Annotated in this window: 16 protein-coding genes; 3 read left to right on the top strand and 13 right to left on the bottom strand. The window is 63.2% G+C overall.

Annotated features, from left to right (window positions below; all coding sequences use genetic code 11):
- The 10 genes from RMO57_RS04460 to gspG all read right to left on the bottom strand — a co-directional run.
- A partial coding sequence (locus RMO57_RS04460; RefSeq protein WP_310384636.1) for a GspE/PulE family protein occupies window positions 1-641 on the bottom strand: 641 nt, incomplete at its 3' end.
- Window positions 642-671: 30 nt separating this feature from the next.
- On the bottom strand, window positions 672-2,858 hold the full coding sequence (gene gspD / locus RMO57_RS04465; protein WP_310384611.1) for a type II secretion system secretin GspD: 2,187 nt from the start codon (window positions 2,856-2,858) through the stop codon (window positions 672-674).
- 92 nt (window positions 2,859-2,950) lie between these two features.
- The gene (gene gspN / locus RMO57_RS04470) at window positions 2,951-3,868 is read right to left on the bottom strand and encodes a type II secretion system protein N (protein WP_310384613.1); all 918 of its coding nucleotides are present in this window, start codon (window positions 3,866-3,868) and stop codon (window positions 2,951-2,953) included.
- Window positions 3,865-4,374: a type II secretion system protein GspM gene (gene gspM, locus RMO57_RS04475; protein WP_310384614.1), complete on the bottom strand. Its 510-nt coding sequence runs from the start codon at window positions 4,372-4,374 to the stop codon at window positions 3,865-3,867. The genes gspN and gspM overlap by 4 nt, the downstream gene beginning before the upstream one ends.
- Window positions 4,371-5,639 carry a type II secretion system protein GspL gene (gspL, locus tag RMO57_RS04480; RefSeq protein ID WP_310384615.1) on the bottom strand — a complete coding sequence of 423 codons (1,269 nt, stop codon included), beginning with the start codon at window positions 5,637-5,639 and terminating at the stop codon, window positions 4,371-4,373. The genes gspM and gspL overlap by 4 nt, the downstream gene beginning before the upstream one ends.
- A gap of 107 nt (window positions 5,640-5,746) precedes the next feature.
- On the bottom strand, window positions 5,747-6,742 hold the full coding sequence (gene gspK / locus RMO57_RS04485; protein WP_310384617.1) for a type II secretion system minor pseudopilin GspK: 996 nt from the start codon (window positions 6,740-6,742) through the stop codon (window positions 5,747-5,749).
- Window positions 6,739-7,389 carry a type II secretion system protein J gene (locus RMO57_RS04490; protein ID WP_310384620.1) on the bottom strand — a complete coding sequence of 217 codons (651 nt, stop codon included), beginning with the start codon at window positions 7,387-7,389 and terminating at the stop codon, window positions 6,739-6,741. Before RMO57_RS04490 ends, gspK begins: the two co-directional genes overlap by 4 nt.
- A gap of 1 nt (window position 7,390) precedes the next feature.
- The gene (gene gspI, locus RMO57_RS04495) at window positions 7,391-7,753 is read right to left on the bottom strand and encodes a type II secretion system minor pseudopilin GspI (RefSeq protein WP_310384621.1); all 363 of its coding nucleotides are present in this window, start codon (window positions 7,751-7,753) and stop codon (window positions 7,391-7,393) included.
- Window positions 7,750-8,199, bottom strand: coding sequence for a prepilin-type N-terminal cleavage/methylation domain-containing protein (locus RMO57_RS04500; protein ID WP_310384622.1), 450 nt, complete (start codon window positions 8,197-8,199; stop codon window positions 7,750-7,752). Before RMO57_RS04500 ends, gspI begins: the two co-directional genes overlap by 4 nt.
- A 4-nt stretch (window positions 8,200-8,203) precedes the next feature.
- Complete coding sequence (gene gspG / locus RMO57_RS04505; protein WP_310384624.1) at window positions 8,204-8,671, bottom strand: type II secretion system major pseudopilin GspG; 468 nt, start codon at window positions 8,669-8,671, stop codon at window positions 8,204-8,206.
- An 83-nt stretch (window positions 8,672-8,754) separates the two neighbouring features.
- Here gspG and RMO57_RS04510 point away from each other — a divergent pair, with 83 nt between their 5' ends.
- The gene (locus RMO57_RS04510; RefSeq protein WP_310384626.1) at window positions 8,755-9,315 is read left to right on the top strand and encodes a hypothetical protein; all 561 of its coding nucleotides are present in this window, start codon (window positions 8,755-8,757) and stop codon (window positions 9,313-9,315) included.
- Window positions 9,316-9,347: 32 nt separating this feature from the next.
- Here the strand turns inward: RMO57_RS04510 and RMO57_RS04515 are convergent, their stop codons facing one another.
- Complete coding sequence (locus RMO57_RS04515; RefSeq protein ID WP_310384627.1) at window positions 9,348-10,409, bottom strand: nicotinate-nucleotide--dimethylbenzimidazole phosphoribosyltransferase; 1,062 nt, start codon at window positions 10,407-10,409, stop codon at window positions 9,348-9,350.
- A 22-nt stretch (window positions 10,410-10,431) separates the two neighbouring features.
- Complete coding sequence (ilvA, locus tag RMO57_RS04520) at window positions 10,432-12,024, bottom strand: threonine ammonia-lyase, biosynthetic (protein ID WP_310384628.1); 1,593 nt, start codon at window positions 12,022-12,024, stop codon at window positions 10,432-10,434.
- Between the two features lie 360 nt (window positions 12,025-12,384).
- On the opposite strand from ilvA, the gene RMO57_RS04525 reads away from it, so the two are divergent.
- Window positions 12,385-12,807, top strand: coding sequence for an OsmC family protein (locus RMO57_RS04525; RefSeq protein ID WP_310384630.1), 423 nt, complete (start codon window positions 12,385-12,387; stop codon window positions 12,805-12,807).
- 22 nt (window positions 12,808-12,829) lie between these two features.
- Here RMO57_RS04525 and coq7 read toward each other — a convergent pair whose 3' ends face one another.
- Window positions 12,830-13,477: a 2-polyprenyl-3-methyl-6-methoxy-1,4-benzoquinone monooxygenase gene (gene coq7 / locus RMO57_RS04530; RefSeq protein WP_310384631.1), complete on the bottom strand. Its 648-nt coding sequence runs from the start codon at window positions 13,475-13,477 to the stop codon at window positions 12,830-12,832.
- A 251-nt stretch (window positions 13,478-13,728) separates the two neighbouring features.
- Between coq7 and RMO57_RS04535 the strand changes: the two genes are divergently transcribed.
- Window positions 13,729-14,772 (top strand): porin, encoded by a 1,044-nt coding sequence (locus RMO57_RS04535; protein WP_310384633.1) that lies wholly within the window; start codon window positions 13,729-13,731, stop codon window positions 14,770-14,772.
- Window positions 14,773-14,999: the final 227 nt, after the last annotated feature.

The following is a 14,999-nucleotide window of genomic DNA, read 5'->3' on the forward strand; positions in this document are numbered from 1 at the left end:
CCCTTGTCGAGCAGGCGCAGCACCGCGCGTTCGCCGTGCGCCGACGGCAGGGTGGAGACGCGCACGTCGACCGCGCGCCCGCCGATGCGCAGCGAGATGCGGCCGTCTTGCGGCAAGCGCTTCTCGGCAATGTCCAGTTCGGCCATGATTTTCAGGCGCGAAATCAGCGCCGCGTGCAGGCCTCGATTCGGTTGCACGACTTCGCGCAGCGTGCCGTCGACGCGAAAGCGCACCGCGCTGCTGCGCTCATACGGCTCGATGTGGATGTCGGAGGCGCCGTCTTTCGCGGCCTGCGTCAGCAGCGCGTTCAGCATGCGGATGATGGGCGCGTCGTTCGACGCCTCCAGCAGGTCCTCGACCGCCGGCAGATCCTGCATCATGCGGCTCAAATCGACCGCGCTCTCGACCTCGCCGATCACCACTGCCGCGCTCGATTCGCTGCCCGCGTAAGCCGCATTGATGCGCTCACTCAGGGTGTAACGGGGCTCCTGCTCGAAGCGGTCAACAATGTAGAGCCGCTGCACCTCGGACAGGGTCGCCAGGCTGACCTCGGGCGGCGCCCACAGCACCAGCGTGCTGCCGTCGTCCTCCAGCAACACGGAATTGGCCTTGGCGAAGGCATAGGGCAGGGGGTGGCGGATGGCCATCGGATGTCAATCTTTAGAAGGGGGTCAAGGTTGCTGCGGGTCGACGCCGGCTTTGGGTGGTTTGTTGCTGTCGAGCGCGGGGGCCGAACCTGGCACAGGCGGGAGCATTGGCACGCCGGTATCGGGCAGCACCCAACTGGGTGCCGGCTGGGACATTTGCTGTGTAGCACGAATGGATTCGTAGCGGTCCAGCGTCAACTGGTCGGCTGTTATCTGGTCACGCATCACGACTGGGCGCAGAAAAACCATCAGATTTGTCTTGATTCGCGAGCGTTTTTCGCTCTTGAAAAGACTGCCAATCAAAGGCAGGTTGCCCAGACCGGGTACCTTGTCGTCACCGTCGCTGTATTCGTCCTTGAGCAGGCCGCCTAAGACAATCATCTGACCATCGTCGACCACGACGGTCGTTTCGATGGAGGCCTTGTCAGTGGTTGGCCCCAAACTGGAGGTGCCCGGCACAACCGATGAGTTTTCCTGGAACACTGTCATGCGGACGGTGCCGTTTTCACCGATCTGGCTGCGAATTCGCAGGGTCAGGCCAACGTCCTTGCGGTCGACCGTTTGAAAGGGATTGACCGCTCCGCCGGCACCGCCGGTATTGGAGAAGGAACCTGTCAGGAAGGGCACGTTCTGACCAATCACGATTTTGGCTTCTTCGTTGTCCAGAGAGACCAAATTTGGCGTCGACAACACATTGGCGCCGGCTTGGGACTCCAGGAAGTTGGCGACCGCGCCGAGCGTCAAGAAACCGGCGATCTTCTTGACTACGCCGATATTGAGGCCGGCGCCGATCGTGCTCACCAACGAAGCCGCCGCTTCTATATTGATTTTCTCCGGGGTAACCGGAGCGATGGTGGTAACACCGTTAACCGTCGTGATGACGGTGCCTTGAGCCGGTGATATGACGGACGCGAGCCCCGCCGACTGATCAAGAATATTGCCCGGATTGTTGCGAAAGTTTGTGCCGACGCCGACATTGCCATTGAACAGGTGTTGCCACTGCACGCCGAATTGCGCCGCTTTGCTGGCATCGACCTTGACGATCATCGTCTCCACATAGACCTGCGCACGGCGTGAATCCAGCTGGTTGATAACGCCGCGAATCTGCCGGTAGAACGGGCCACTGGCAGTGATGATCAGCGAGTTGGTCGACGGGTCGGCCTGCACAAAACCGCCGGTTGACGGGCCTTGCGAAGCACTCACCGGGGTGGTCGCGGCTGTCGACGCGCCGCTGCTGTTGGCGCCCTGCGCCGCGCCCGTCAGTGCGGCGCCGCCCAAGCTGCTGCTGCCACTGGCGTTGCTGCCGCTGGAAGCATTGCTGGCGCCGCCGCCGGTGCCGCTCGCAAAAGCGGCCCGCAGCACGGTAGCCAGCTTGGTTGCGTCGGCATTCTTCAGATAAACCACATGGATATTGCTGCCGGTGCCGCCGTCGCTGGGCGGCTGATCCAGCTTGTCAATCATGCTGCGGGCCACGCTCAAGCGCGCCGGGTTGGACGCGCGCAAGATCAGCGCGTTGCTGCGTGGATCGACCAGCACGCTCAAGGATCCACCGGCCTGCCCTGGCACCGCCGCGGCGCCGCCATCGGCGAGCTTTTGCACCAAGGCGGCCAGGTCGGACGCGACCGCGTGCTTGAGCGGCACCACCTCCAGATCGGTGCTGCCGGGCGTGTCCATGGTCGCGATGATGCGGGCCAGGCGCTGCAGGTTTTCCGCGTAGTCGGTGATCACCAGGCTGTTATTGCCCGGGTTGGCATTGATGGTGTTGTTCGGGCTGATCAAGGGCCGCAGCACCGCCACCAGATTGTTGGCGTTCTCGTGGTTGAGGCGAAAAATCTGCGTGATGATCTGGTCGCCGCGCGTGGTGTTGCTGCCTACCGCCACCGCGCTGGCCTGCAGCTTGGCATCGGCCTCGGGCACCACCTTGTACATGCCGGTGTTCTCGACGACTGTGAAGCCCAGGCCGCGCAGGGCCGCCAAATAGTTCAGATAGGCCTCGCGCACGCTCAGCGGCTGCTCGCTATAGAGCGTGATTTGGCCCTTGACGCGCGGGTCGATGATGAACTGGCGGTCCATCATCACGCCGATGGCGCGCGTGACGGCTTCGATGTCGGCATTGACGAAGTTCAGCGTGACCGGGGTTTGCGCCTTCAAGGCTGGCCCGCGCGTGCGGCTGGCGCTGCTCGGCGCTTGGCTGCCATCGGTTTGGGCCATCAGCGAGCCGCTCGGCGTCACCAGAGCCAGAGCTAATACTGAGAGGCCAGCCTGCCGGCCTGCTTTGGCAATCTGCGGGCGCAATTTCATGGTCATCCGATCGAAATGACGGAGCGCGCACCTTGGCGGCGTCCGATGATATTCAGTAAATTGTTCAGCGCGGCCTCGCGCCCAGGCGCGGCCGAGGCTTCGCCGAGAAAGCGCGCCTTGCCTGCGCCCAAGGTGCCTTCGCCTGACAACAGCAGGGCGCCGTCCAGCGTGATCAGCCTGAGCGTGCTGACGCCCGCCTTGGTCGGATCATCGGACTGCGCCGCCAGCGTGAAGCGGTAGCTGCCCAAGGGTGCCAAGGTGGAAATGCGCGAGGACAGATTGATCAGCTCCAGATCAAGCTGGCCGAACTGGCGCCAGCGCCCTTGCACCCATTCCAGCTTAAAGTCGCGCGCCGCCAAGCGGATAGCCCCGCCCAGCTGCAAGGTGTTCCAGGGCGTGCCCAGGCCCGCCAACAGACCGGCCGGCCAGCGCGCCAGCCAATCGGCATGGCTGATCAACGCGACCTCAAAGCGGCCCCAGCCGGGGCGAATCTGCAGCTGCAGCTCGCCGTTGATGCAGCAGTCTTGGCGCGCCTTCAAGGCCAGCGCCAGGCCTTGCACCTGCATGGACCAGCGCAGCCGGCCTGGCAGCAGGCTGGCATCGCGGCTGTCAACGCCGCCGGTCAGGACCAGCACGCCGCTGCCGTTCCAGATACTGCCGCGCGTGTCGGTGATCAAGACATGGCCATTGCTGGCCGAGGCCAGACCGCGCGCCAGCCAACTGGCCGGCGCAAACAAGACCAGGGACAGCAAGCCACCGAGAACGGCGCCGCTGATGCTCCAGCGCAGCGAACTTTGGTTGCGAATGCGCCAGCTCGGCTCGACTTGGCGGGAGTCCTGCCATTGGGTTGGCGCGATTTCGGTCAGCGGCGCGTCATTGCGACGCCGGCCGAACCAGGATTTGACTGAAAAGCTGCTCATGGCGCGGCTCCGCTGAGCATCAGCACGATGGTGCCGGTGTAGCCATTGCCGCTGCGCTGCAGCTTGGCTTCCAGAGGCCGGGCGCGCGCGGCGCTGCGCACCTCGCCCAGCCAAGCCTGCAGCGGCTCGGCGCCGATATTGTTGACGCTGAGTACCGCGCGGTCGCCGGTGACGCTCAATTTGGCGCCGCTGCCGAGATGCTCGCTGGCGGCTTGCAGCGCCTGCGCGGCCAGCGCGATGGGCACCGGCGGCGTGGCCCGCAACTCACGCGCTTCGGCGGCCAGCGCCTGCATGTCTTGCAACTGCAATTCCAGCGCTTCGAGCTGGGCCGGGGCTTGGCGCACGGTGCGCAGGCCGGGTTGAATGCCGATCAGCCAGACCAGCAGCAAGGCCAAAACCCAGGCGACCACCTGCAGGGCGAGTTGCTCGCGGTCGGCCATCGCTTGCCAGCGTGTTTGCGCCTGCGCTTTCAGCGCCTGCCAGTTGGGGAGTTTGGGCTGATTCATGTTTTGTTTGTACCGGCCGAGGCCAGACCTTGCGCACGGCTGAGCGTCAAGCGCCCGTCGCTGGCATCCAGTTGCCAACCTTCACTTTGCAAGAGACTGCGAAATTGCTGAATATGGGCATCGCTCCAACCGGTGGACGACAGCACCAGCCGGCCGGATTCGAAGGACAGCGAGTCCACCGGGCCGCGCTCGGCCGGCCAGGCGGTGGCCGCCGCGGCCAGCAAGGCCTCAAGGTCTTGATCGCTGCTGCGCCCGGCGATGGCGCGCAGCAGATCGGTTTCGCGCTGCATCTGAACCGGCGCGTCGCGAATCGCGCGCACCTGCGGGAAGCTGGCCGTGAGGGCGCTGTCCATCGCCTGTTTTCTGGCCTTCAGTTGGTGGTTTTGTTGCCAGGCCAGCAGGTTCAAGCCCAGCAATTGCACCGCCACCAGGCCGGCCACGCCCCAGCGCACCGGCTGCCAGTTGCGCCGCATCAAGCCGCGCAGCAGATGGCGCAGGGCCCGGATGCCGCGGGTGCGCGGCGCGAGCTCAAATTGGCGCAAGTTCCAAGGGCTGTCGATGACGGTCAGCGCTCGTTCTGCCGGCGTCACCACATTGACCGACGTACCCAGCCAGCGCTCGGCCTGTGCCGCCACCTCGGGCACGGCCGTCCATTGGGACATTTGCACCAAGGAGGCCGGGAACAGCTGGCGCGGCAGGCTGCCGTCCAGCGGCAAATTGGTCACGCCCTCGGGATGGCTCCAGCGCAGTGCGATCGGGCTGAGCGCATTGCCGGTCGCGTAAAAATGCCCGCGCGGCGGCGCATCGGGCCAGGCCAGCGGCGTCACGCGGTCCACAAAGACTTGTGCCGACTCCAAGGCACTCAAATGTTGTTGCAGCCAGGCGCGCGCAGTGATGGCGACCCAGGCGCTGTCGCCCCCGGATGCTTCGGCCTCGATCGCGAAATGCAGACCCTCAGGGTCGTCGAGCAGCGACTCTTCCAGCATGCCGGCCAGCGCGGAGCGCATCTGGCGGCCGGCGCGCGGCAAAGTCACGCGCTGCCATGAAAGGTCGGACTCGGCCGGGATGGCGATCACCACATCCGCATGCGGCAGCTGGGCGGCGGCGCGGCTGCCATGCGCCGCGATGCTGCTGCCGTCGTTGGTCAAGACATAGTCGTAGTCGCGCTCGGGCACACCGCGCCCCAGACCTTCGAGGGTCTGGCTGCTGCGGCCCTGGGCATGCAGTCGGCTGCGGGCGGGCAAGAAGAGAAGTAGCGTACTCATGGAAGCGGTGGAGCCTATCTCATTCTAAAAGCCTGAAAATGTCAAAATCACTGAAATCAAAGACTTAGAGCGGCTATTTGTAGTGCGGTCGCAGCAGTCCTGCGGCATCAAGGTTTCGTTTCTAGTCGGGGCACCACGCGTTGACGGTCCAGCACAATGATTTCCAAATCGCGCCGTTGTACCAAAGATTTTTCTTCCAGCACTCGCTCCTCCAGGCGCAGACGACCGTTGACGATGAAAAAGGCGGAGTTCACCGAAGCGCGCTTTTCGTCCACCACCACGCCCTTGGGGAAGAAGTCGGCGGTCTCTTCCAGCTTGCTCAAGGGCTTGGACTGGCGGGCCTGCACCAGGCGTTCGGCAGAGGCCAGATCCATGCCGTCGAACAAGGCGGCAATGACCTCGCGCGGCGCGGTGTTTAGATTGACGGGCGTGGCAATGGGCAACAGGGTCAGCAGCGGGCTCAGGCGCTCGATGGTGTCGGCACTCAGGCCAAACCAAGCGAGCTGGGCGATGTTCTTTGGCTGCAACGGTAACTCGGCTTTATCTCCGCTTGATGACTGGCTCTCAGCTTCGCCTTTTGCGGCATAGGCGCTGCGTATCTTGCTGATGATCAGCGCCGCCGTGCCGGGCGCCGCACCGCTGCTGACGACCAAGCGCTCCAAGACTTTTTGCTCCAAGGGCGGCACCACCTTGCCGCCGAGCAGATGGCGCAGGTTGTAGCGTGACTGGGCGTCTTGCAGGCTGCCGGACAAAAAGGCCTCGGGGCCATCGTCGGCATTGTTTTTGTCGGCCGCCAAAAAGGTCGAGAGTCGCGCTTCCGCCAGCGGCACCGCCCAGACCTCGCCCAAATGATCGACGGCCTGCTCGCCGCGCCGCTGTGCATCGCGGTCGGCGCGGGCGTCTTCGCGCAGGATCAGGCGCGCCCAGTCGAGCGAGCCTTGCAAAATCCAGCTGGCTTGCGCACGGGCGCGCTCGGCGGCCTCGATCTGCACCGCGCGGTACTGGCGCCAGACCATCGCCGAGGCCATGGTGGCGACCAAGGTGACGATGATCATCGCGGTCAGCAAAGCCGCACCCTTTTGATAAGTTTCAAGCCGCCTCATGACTGCGGCCTCAACTCGACCTGGCGCGTCAATGGGCCGCCGAAGCCGCTGCCCGGACCGAACTGGATCAGCATGCGGATGCCGGTGGGCAGCGATTGACGGGGCTTTTCGGGCGGGGCGCCTGAGGCGCCGGACGCAGGCGGAGCGGGTGCTGCCGCCTCCTCGCCGCCGCTGGACAGGCAGTTGCTCCAGCTATTGCCCCGGTAGCAGTAGAGCTGCCAACCCGTCACGCCCTCCAGCGCGCGCAGCTGGCCAGCGTCTTGAGCCAGCAGTTGGGCGCCACGCTTGAAGTTTTCTTCCAAGGCGCCCACGGTCTGCGCCGGCTTGCTCTCCCAGCGGTTCAGCGCGCCGCCGCGCACCAGCCAAGCAACGACCTGGATGCCTTGTGGGTGTTGGCGGGTCAGGCGCAGGCTGGCGCCATCGAAATTCAAGGCTTCAACGCTGCCGCTGTCTTGAATCTGGCGCAAATCCTGCTCCCATTGCGCCAGCACGGTCTGCAGGCGAGCGCTCTGGTCCAGATGGGTCTGCGCGATCTCGCGGCTCTTGATCAAGGCGTCGAGCCCGCGCCAGGCCATCATGGCCATGGTCGACATCACGACCAAGGCGACCAAGACCTCGATCAAGGTAAAACCCCGCGCGCGGCGCATCTCAGTAACGGCCCATGATGGTGGACAGCGACAGCAACTGGTTGCCAGCCTCATCACGAATGGTGGCGTCAACCCGGCGAAAACTCGGGTTCGGCGTCGGGCGCACCGTGATCTGGCCCTTGTAGCTTTCGCCAAATTGCTCGCAGGCAAACTCGCTGTCGCCGACGCCGGGGAATTGCTTGGACAGGCGCAACTCGGTCAATTGGTTCTCGGCACACCATTGAGCGGCGCTGATGGTGCGCAGACGGTCGGCGTTCAGGGTCAAGGCGCCCGCCGCCTTGATGCCGGCAGTCAGGGCGATGGCCACGATCACCAGCGCGACCAGAACCTCGATCAAGGTGAAGCCACGCACCGGCGTCTTCATGGGGCGGGGGAATTGCTCACTTCAAAGGCCGACATGCCGTCGGTGGACAGCATGATTTGCTGCGAGCCCAGGCTCAGCTGCAAGCGCTGCGCGCCAATCATCGGCTCCGGCCCCAGGGTGATGACATTGGCGCCGGCAATCTGCACGGCCAAGGGTACGCCCAACCAGCGCTGCGGCAGCCTGACGCGTTGGGGCAGGCCGACAAACTGAAAGTGATCGTCGCTGTCTTGCTTGGTCGGCGCCCATTGCACCGGCAAACCGGCGGCACGGCTTTCGGCGCGGGCGGTCTCGAACAAGGCGGTCAAGCGCTCCGCTTCGCGCTCCAACTGAGCCGCGGCCGGATCGCGCAGCGACAGGCTGACCGTGGCCGTCGCGATCGCGATCAGGGCCACTACCACCAGCAATTCGATCAGCGTGAAGCCGCCATCGACAACACGTCGGCCCATGAATTTATTGCCAGGAGCCAATGTCGGCGTCATTGCCTTCACCACCGGCGCGGCCATCGGCGCCGAAGCTGTAGACGTCGATCTCGCCCTTGATGCCGGGGTTGGCATATTGGTAAGGCTGCTTCCAGGGGTCGGAGGGCAGCTTCTCGACATAAGGCTTCCAGTTTGGCGGCGGCGTGCCGGCGGTGGGCTTGCGCACCAGCGCCTCCAAGCCTTGCTCGGAGCTGGGGTAACGCTGGTTGTCGAGCTTGTACAGCTTCAAGGCTTGCATTAGGTTGTTGACGTCGGTGCGGGCGGCGGTGACGCGGGCCTCATCGGCGCGGTCCAGCACATTGGGCACGACCAAGGCGGCCAACACACCGATGATGACCAGCACAACCAGCAATTCAATCAGTGTAAAGCCGCGGTTTCTTCGCTGAGCGAAGCTGCGAGCGAAGCGGCGAACTAAGGGCGACTTGGCTTGGATAGGCATTTGAACGTGAGGTTTTGTGGCGTGATGGGGTCGGACGAAAGCGTCACTCGCTCGTCGTGGGGCGCTTGAATCATAATCTGCCCATGCTTGCACGATTGATTGCTTTTTTGGTGTGGGGTTTGCTCGCCTGCAGCGGTGGCTATTGGCTGATCCAGTTGCTGGCCCGCCCTTTGCAGGTACCCAGCCAGGCCCAGCCTGCGCTGGAGCAGCGCACGGGCCAGGCCGACCTGACGCGCTTGTTCGGCGCGGCGGCGGTCGTGGTGGCCGAAGCGGCGCCGGCGGCCGAGAGCCGCTTCAAACTGCTCGGCGTGGTAGCGCCCAAAAAGGGTGGTCCCAGCCACGCCGGCGAGGGTGTGGCCTTGATCGCCGTTGACGGTGTTGCCCGCACGGTCCGGGTTGGCGCCGTGGTGGATGGCAATTTGCAACTATTGTTCGTCGACGGCCGCTCAGCCAGTTTGGGTGAGCGTGGTGTCGTCAGCATGAATCTGCAGATCGCGCCGCAAGCCGGCGCAGCGACCGGCATCTTGCCCGCGGCCCAAGCCTCGCCGGTGGTGCTCGGCTCCTACGCGCCGCCGCCACAGCAGCAACCGATGCAAAGTCAGCCCGCCCCCTTGAACGATCCAGCAGGCCCGCCGGCGCGCTGAGCCGCCAGCACCAGCGCGGTCACCGCCGCGGGTCAGGCAAACACTTCTTGGCCGGGCGCAGGCGGCCCACGCTGGTCCGACTCGGCCGCATCATGCAGGTCCGTCAACAGGGCTGCCGCGCTGCGAATCATCGGCCAGGCAAGCGCGGCGCCGGTGCCGTCAGCGCTGTCCATGCCCAGCTCCAACAGGGCCGAGGCGTGAAACACCGCCAGCGCTTCATCTAGACCGCGGTGCACATGGCTGCGGCAAAAGACGGCGTAATCCGTCACCGGCGGCGCTATCTTCGCTGCAATCTTCAAGGCGGCGCAGGCGGTGATGCCATCAATGACGATCAGGCTGCGCTTGGAGGCGGCCACCAAGATCGCGCCCACCATCACGGCTATCTCGAAGCCGCCAAAAGCCGCCAGCACTTCCATCGGGTCGTTGACGTCGCGGTGGCGGGCTTGCGCGGCTTGCAAGACATTGAGCAAATGGGCCAAATCGTCCTGGCGCATATCGGGGCCCGACACCACAAAGTCGCGCACCGGGCAATCCATCAAGCGCGCCAACACCAAGGACGCACTCTCGGGTGAGCCTTGCCCCATGCCGGCGCAGGCCAAGACATTGCCGGCCAATTTATCCGCAATCTCCATGCCGACGCGCACACCGGCATGGGCTTGCTCCAGACTCATGGCGGGGCCGACGCGTGAATTGCGCGTGCCGTGGGCGATCTTGCGGGCCAGCAGCTTGGCATGCGGCGCCAGCGACTCGGCAATACCGCAATCGACCAGCAGCAGCTGCAAGCCCTGTATGCGGGCAAAGACGGACACCGGCAGGCGGTTTTGCAGCGCCAACAAGGCTTGTTCGCGGGTGCTGCGGCGCCATTGGCTGCCGATGCCGTCGACCGCCAAGCCATGGTCGGCCGCAAAGATCGCCAACACCGGATCACGAAAGCGCGGCGTCAGGCTGTTTTGAACCAGGCCCAGCCTGACCGCCAAGGGCTCCAACTCACCCAAGCCGCCGGCAACTGCCGCATGTCGATCAACCCGGTCACGCAAGGCTTTTTCAAGCGCCGGATTTGCCGTGGGGCTGATCAAGGACTGTTGAATGGGCATGGACTGGCGCGCCGCGGACTCTCTATCCCAGAAATTGCTTGTAAACCGGATTATTGGACTCGTCAACGAAGGGGTAGTTGAGTGAATCCAAAAATACCCGCAGCGCCGCGTTGTCGCCGCGTGGCACCTGGATGCCGACCAGGATGCGGCCGTAGTCGGCGCCCTGGTTGCGGTAGTGGAACAAGCTGATGTTCCAGTCCGGATGCATCGAACTCAAGAAGCGCATCAAGGCGCCTGGCCGTTCGGGGAAGATGAAGCGGTACAGGTGCTCGTTGCGGGCCAGCTCGGAGCGCCCGCCCACCATATGGCGGATATGCAGCTTGGCCAGCTCGTCGTCGGTCAAATCCAGCGTCTCGAAACCGTGTTTGGCGAAGGTCTTGGCGAGTTTGAGCGACTCTTCGCGCTTTTGAGTGGCGATGCCGACGAAGATGTGCGCTTTGTCGGCGTCCGAAATCCGGTAATTGAATTCGGTCACGCTGCGCGGGCCCAGCAATTCGCAAAAGCGCTTGAAGCTGCCGCGTTCCTCCGGGATGGTGATGGCGAACAAGGCCTCGCGGTTTTCGCCGACCTCGGCCCGTTCGGCGACAAAGCGCAGGCGGTCGATGTTCATGTTCTCGCCGCAGGTGATGGCGACAAAGGTCTGGCCTTTGCAGCCATGTTCCGCCGCATATTGCTTGATCGCCGCTACCCCTAAGGCGCCAGCCGGCTCCAGGATGCTGCGCGTGTCCTCGAAGACGTCCTTGATGGCGGCGCAGACGGCGTCGGTGTCCACCAGCACGAAGTCGTCCACCAACTCACGCGTGATGCGGAAGGTTTCCTCTCCCACCAGCTTGACGGCGGTGCCGTCGGAGAACAGGCCAACGTCGGTCAAGGTGATGCGTTTGCCGGCTCGCACCGAGCGCACCATCGCGTCGGAGTCCTTGGTCTGCACGCCAATCACCTTGATCTCGGGGCGCAGTGCCTTGATGTAAGCAGCCACGCCGGAAATCAAGCCGCCGCCGCCGATGGCCACAAAGACGGCGTCAATGGCGCCCTGATGCTGGCGCAGAATTTCCATCGCCACCGTGCCTTGGCCGGCGATTACATCGGGGTCATCGAAGGGGTGAACAAAGCTCAGGCCCTGTTCTTTCTCCAGCTCGAGCGCGCGGCCATAGGCATCGGTGAAGCTGTCGCCATGCAGAATGACCTCGCCGCCGTAGGACAGCACGGCGTCGACCTTGACCTTGGGCGTCGTCACCGGCATCACGATGACGGCTCGGCAGCCGAGCTTTTTGGCCGACAGGGCCACGCCCTGTGCGTGGTTGCCGGCCGAGGCGCAAATCACGCCCTTGGCCAGGGCCTCGGGGCTCAGATGGGCCATCTTGTTATAGGCGCCGCGCAATTTGAAGCTGAACACGGGTTGCTCGTCTTCGCGTTTCAGCAGCACCTTGTTGCCGATTCGCTTTGACAGGTTCTTGGCCGCCGTCAGCGAGGTTTCAACCGCAACGTCATAGACGCGGGCATTCAAAATGCGCTGCAAATAGCTGTTGTCGCTGGGGATCAGGGCTGGGAGGGCTGGCTGGGCCGCGGCGCTGATTTTTGCGGTCCGGGGTCTTGCGGGGGTGGGGCCAGCCATGAATACTCCGATGCCAAACTATTGCGGTGCAGCATGATAAGCGAGGGGCTGGAAGCCAGCGCCGACGCCATTTGCTGTCGCCGTTTGCCGTCGCCATTTGCCGACGCCATTTTGGCAAAAAAAAGCCCAAGCTTTTGCAAGCTCGGGCTGAATCCACCATGGAGGCGGTGGAGGAGACAATCGGTGCGAGGTGAGTGGCCGCAGTGCAATCATTTTTGCAGACCTGTTGCAGACCACTTACGGTGTTCGCTGAGCTTGATTCTAGCTGCAAGTTATGCTGCGCTGCAATATTTGCTTGGGAAATACTTGGCGTCTTGTGAAAAAAGTCGTCCACGCGGCGGCATTGACTGGAGAGTTTGTATGGAGTGCACGATCAACTGGCTGGGTGCGGACGGCATGGCCTTTGTGGCCGAAACCGGCAGTGGCCATCTCTTGGCGATGGACGGCGCGCCGGACGGCGGCGGGCGTAATTTGGCTCCGCGGCCGATGGAGACGGTCTTGGCCGGCACCGGCGGTTGCACGGCCTATGACGTGGTTTTGATCCTCAAGCGTGGGCGCCACGATGTGCGCGGCTGCCAAGTCAAATTGACGGCCGAGCGGGCACAGACCGAGCCCAAGGTGTTCACCGCGATTCATATGCACTTTGTGGTGACGGGGCGCGGGCTCAAACAAGAGGTGGTTGAGCGGGCGGTGGCGCTGTCACACGAGAAATATTGCTCGGCCAGCATCATGCTGGGCAAGACCGCCGTGATGACGACATCGGTGGAGCTGATCGAGGCCTGATGAAAAAAGGCCGCACGAGCGGCTAAACGTAGTGGGCGGTGCGAGTCATCACGCGAGCGGCGCCCCGCATCAAGCCTTTGATGGCTGCCGGTAGGGGCCGAGCGCCGGCCGCTGTGGCCTCTTCGGCATGGCGAGCTTCTTCGATCTTCATTTGCGCCACGATGCTGCGCGAGTGGAGGTCGGCCAGCGGCAGGCGATCCAGGTGAACGGCCAGGTGTTGCTCCACTTGGCGTTCGGTCTCGACCACAAAGCCCAGGCTGATTTTGTCGCCAGCCAAACCCGCCAAGCTGCCGATGGCAAACGCGCCGCCATACCAAATTGGGTTGAGGTAGCTGGTGTGGCTGCCGAGCTCGGTGATGCGCTGATGGGTCCATGCCAGGTGATCAAGCTCTTCTTTGGCGGCGTGGGCGAAGTGGGCGCGCAGCTCCGGGTTGCGGGTCAGCAAAGCCTGTGATTGATAAAGCGCTTGCGCGCAAATCTCCCCCACATGATTGACGCGCATCAGCGCCCCGGCAAGGCGTGCTTCTTGGGCGGTCAATTCGCTTGCCGTCGTGACGGCCAGGGCCGGAGAAGGGCGCGCGCCCGCCGGCGTGCCAAACACCACCCGCAGGCCGTGGTCGACGCTGGCAAGCAAAGAATCGAGTGCTGAAAGGGGGGGGCGGGTGGTCATGGCGTCTTCTTGAGGTCGGTAGTTGTCGGGCCAGTTTAGGACTTGCGCAAAGCCTGTCGTGAGTATGACGACCTTGTGTTCCTTGTTTTTTGTTGTCAGTCAACAACGCAAACCCTAGTTTTCTGATGCTTGTCGTCGAAAAACGCCATTCATCTGGTGCAATACATCAACTCTCGATGAAGGGAGTGGGTCCGGCGAGCGCTAGTTTGGTGTTTGTAGATCGGCCCTTTTTGAACACTTAGGAGTATCGAATGAAGAAATCTATTGTTGCTTTGGCCGTACTCGGCTCGTTCGCTGGCGTCGCCGCTGCTCAATCGTCGGTGACCCTGTTTGGCGTGATTGACGCTGCCATGCGTTACACCGAGACCAATGGCAAAAGCGTTTATAGCTTGGCATCCGGCGGTAACACCACCAGCCGTTTCGGCGTGCGCGGCGTTGAAGACCTCGGCGGTGATCTGAAGGCCGGCTTCTGGCTGGAGAGCGAAGTCAACACCGACACCGGCGTTGCTGGCTCGTCGAACAACACGGGTGCTTTCTGGGCCCGCCGCGCCACAGTTAGCCTGATTTCGGGCAGCATGGGCGAAGCTCGCCTGGGCCGTTTCAAGACCGTGAACAAGATTTTGGTTGAGGACTTTGACCCGGTCAGCGCCACTGGCCTGGGTTCGGTGTACAACATGTACAGCACTTTGGGCGCAACCGGCCTGAACACCAGCCGCACCGACAACCAGGCCAGCTACTCGCTCCCAGCAAATCTGGGTGGCTTCTACGGCGGTGTTGAAGTGTCGGCCGGCGAGGGTTCCAATGAACTGAATAAGAGCGTTGGTGGCCGCGGTGGTTACAAGGCTGGCGCGTTCAACGTGGCGATTGCTTACACAGAATTCGGCACGAACAACAAGTTCAAGTTCATGAACGTGGGCGGCTCGTACGACTTTGGCATGGCCAAGATCAGCGGCACTTACTCGACCAATGAGTACCGCACGCGTGAACAAGACATCTTCACGGTGGCTGTTACCGCACCTGTGGGCGCAGGCAACGTTTGGGCTTCGTACACCGACGCGAGCTACGACAATTCATCCAAAACTGACACTTTCGTGAGTGGTGATTCCATGCAATTCGCGATCGGTTATGTGCATAACCTGTCCAAGCGCACCGCGCTGTACACCACCGCCTCGTACATCGACAACGAGAAGGGTGCCAGCTTTGGTGTCAACGGTTCCGGTGCAGCTGCTAACCCAGCCGTTGTCTCTGGCGGCCGTTCCGGCGGCTTGGACGTCGGCGTGCGTCACAGCTTCTAAGTTGTACAGCTGATAGGCCCTCGGGCCTGTTGACCAGCAAGCCGCCTTCGGGCGGCTTTTTTGCGCCTGTTGGTTCGGTGGGGTCGCCTAGGTGACAGGGTTAGCGACTGTGGAAGCCCTGCAACACAGGCCCCTCAGGGCTATCGGGATACTCCAAAATCAAGCCAGTCGAATTTGATAACAGGAGACACCAATGAAAAAGTCCTATCTCGCTCTTAGTTTGCTGG

It is taken from the genome of Roseateles sp., assembly GCF_031397715.1.
GTDB lineage: Bacteria > Pseudomonadota > Gammaproteobacteria > Burkholderiales > Burkholderiaceae_C > Paucibacter_A.

Excerpts from the sequence above, each read along its gene's own strand:
- RMO57_RS04500 (WP_310384622.1), bottom strand. The coding sequence starts at position 8,199 with ATGGGCCGACGTGTTGTCGATGGCGGCTTCACGCTGATCGAATTGCTG.
- RMO57_RS04490 (WP_310384620.1), bottom strand. The coding sequence starts at position 7,389 with ATGCGCCGCGCGCGGGGTTTTACCTTGATCGAGGTCTTGGTCGCCTTG.
- gspN (WP_310384613.1), bottom strand. The coding sequence starts at position 3,868 with ATGAGCAGCTTTTCAGTCAAATCCTGGTTCGGCCGGCGTCGCAATGAC.
- ilvA (WP_310384628.1), bottom strand. The coding sequence starts at position 12,024 with ATGGCTGGCCCCACCCCCGCAAGACCCCGGACCGCAAAAATCAGCGCC.
- coq7 (WP_310384631.1), bottom strand. The coding sequence starts at position 13,477 with ATGACCACCCGCCCCCCCCTTTCAGCACTCGATTCTTTGCTTGCCAGC.
- RMO57_RS04535 (WP_310384633.1), top strand. The coding sequence starts at position 13,729 with ATGAAGAAATCTATTGTTGCTTTGGCCGTACTCGGCTCGTTCGCTGGC.
- gspD (WP_310384611.1), bottom strand. The coding sequence starts at position 2,858 with ATGGCCCAAACCGATGGCAGCCAAGCGCCGAGCAGCGCCAGCCGCACG.
- RMO57_RS04525 (WP_310384630.1), top strand. The coding sequence starts at position 12,385 with ATGGAGTGCACGATCAACTGGCTGGGTGCGGACGGCATGGCCTTTGTG.
- gspL (WP_310384615.1), bottom strand. The coding sequence starts at position 5,639 with ATGAGTACGCTACTTCTCTTCTTGCCCGCCCGCAGCCGACTGCATGCC.
- gspK (WP_310384617.1), bottom strand. The coding sequence starts at position 6,742 with ATGAGGCGGCTTGAAACTTATCAAAAGGGTGCGGCTTTGCTGACCGCG.
- gspG (WP_310384624.1), bottom strand. The coding sequence starts at position 8,671 with ATGCCTATCCAAGCCAAGTCGCCCTTAGTTCGCCGCTTCGCTCGCAGC.
- RMO57_RS04510 (WP_310384626.1), top strand. The coding sequence starts at position 8,755 with ATGCTTGCACGATTGATTGCTTTTTTGGTGTGGGGTTTGCTCGCCTGC.
- gspM (WP_310384614.1), bottom strand. The coding sequence starts at position 4,374 with ATGAATCAGCCCAAACTCCCCAACTGGCAGGCGCTGAAAGCGCAGGCG.
- gspI (WP_310384621.1), bottom strand. The coding sequence starts at position 7,753 with ATGAAGACGCCGGTGCGTGGCTTCACCTTGATCGAGGTTCTGGTCGCG.
- RMO57_RS04515 (WP_310384627.1), bottom strand. The coding sequence starts at position 10,409 with ATGCCCATTCAACAGTCCTTGATCAGCCCCACGGCAAATCCGGCGCTT.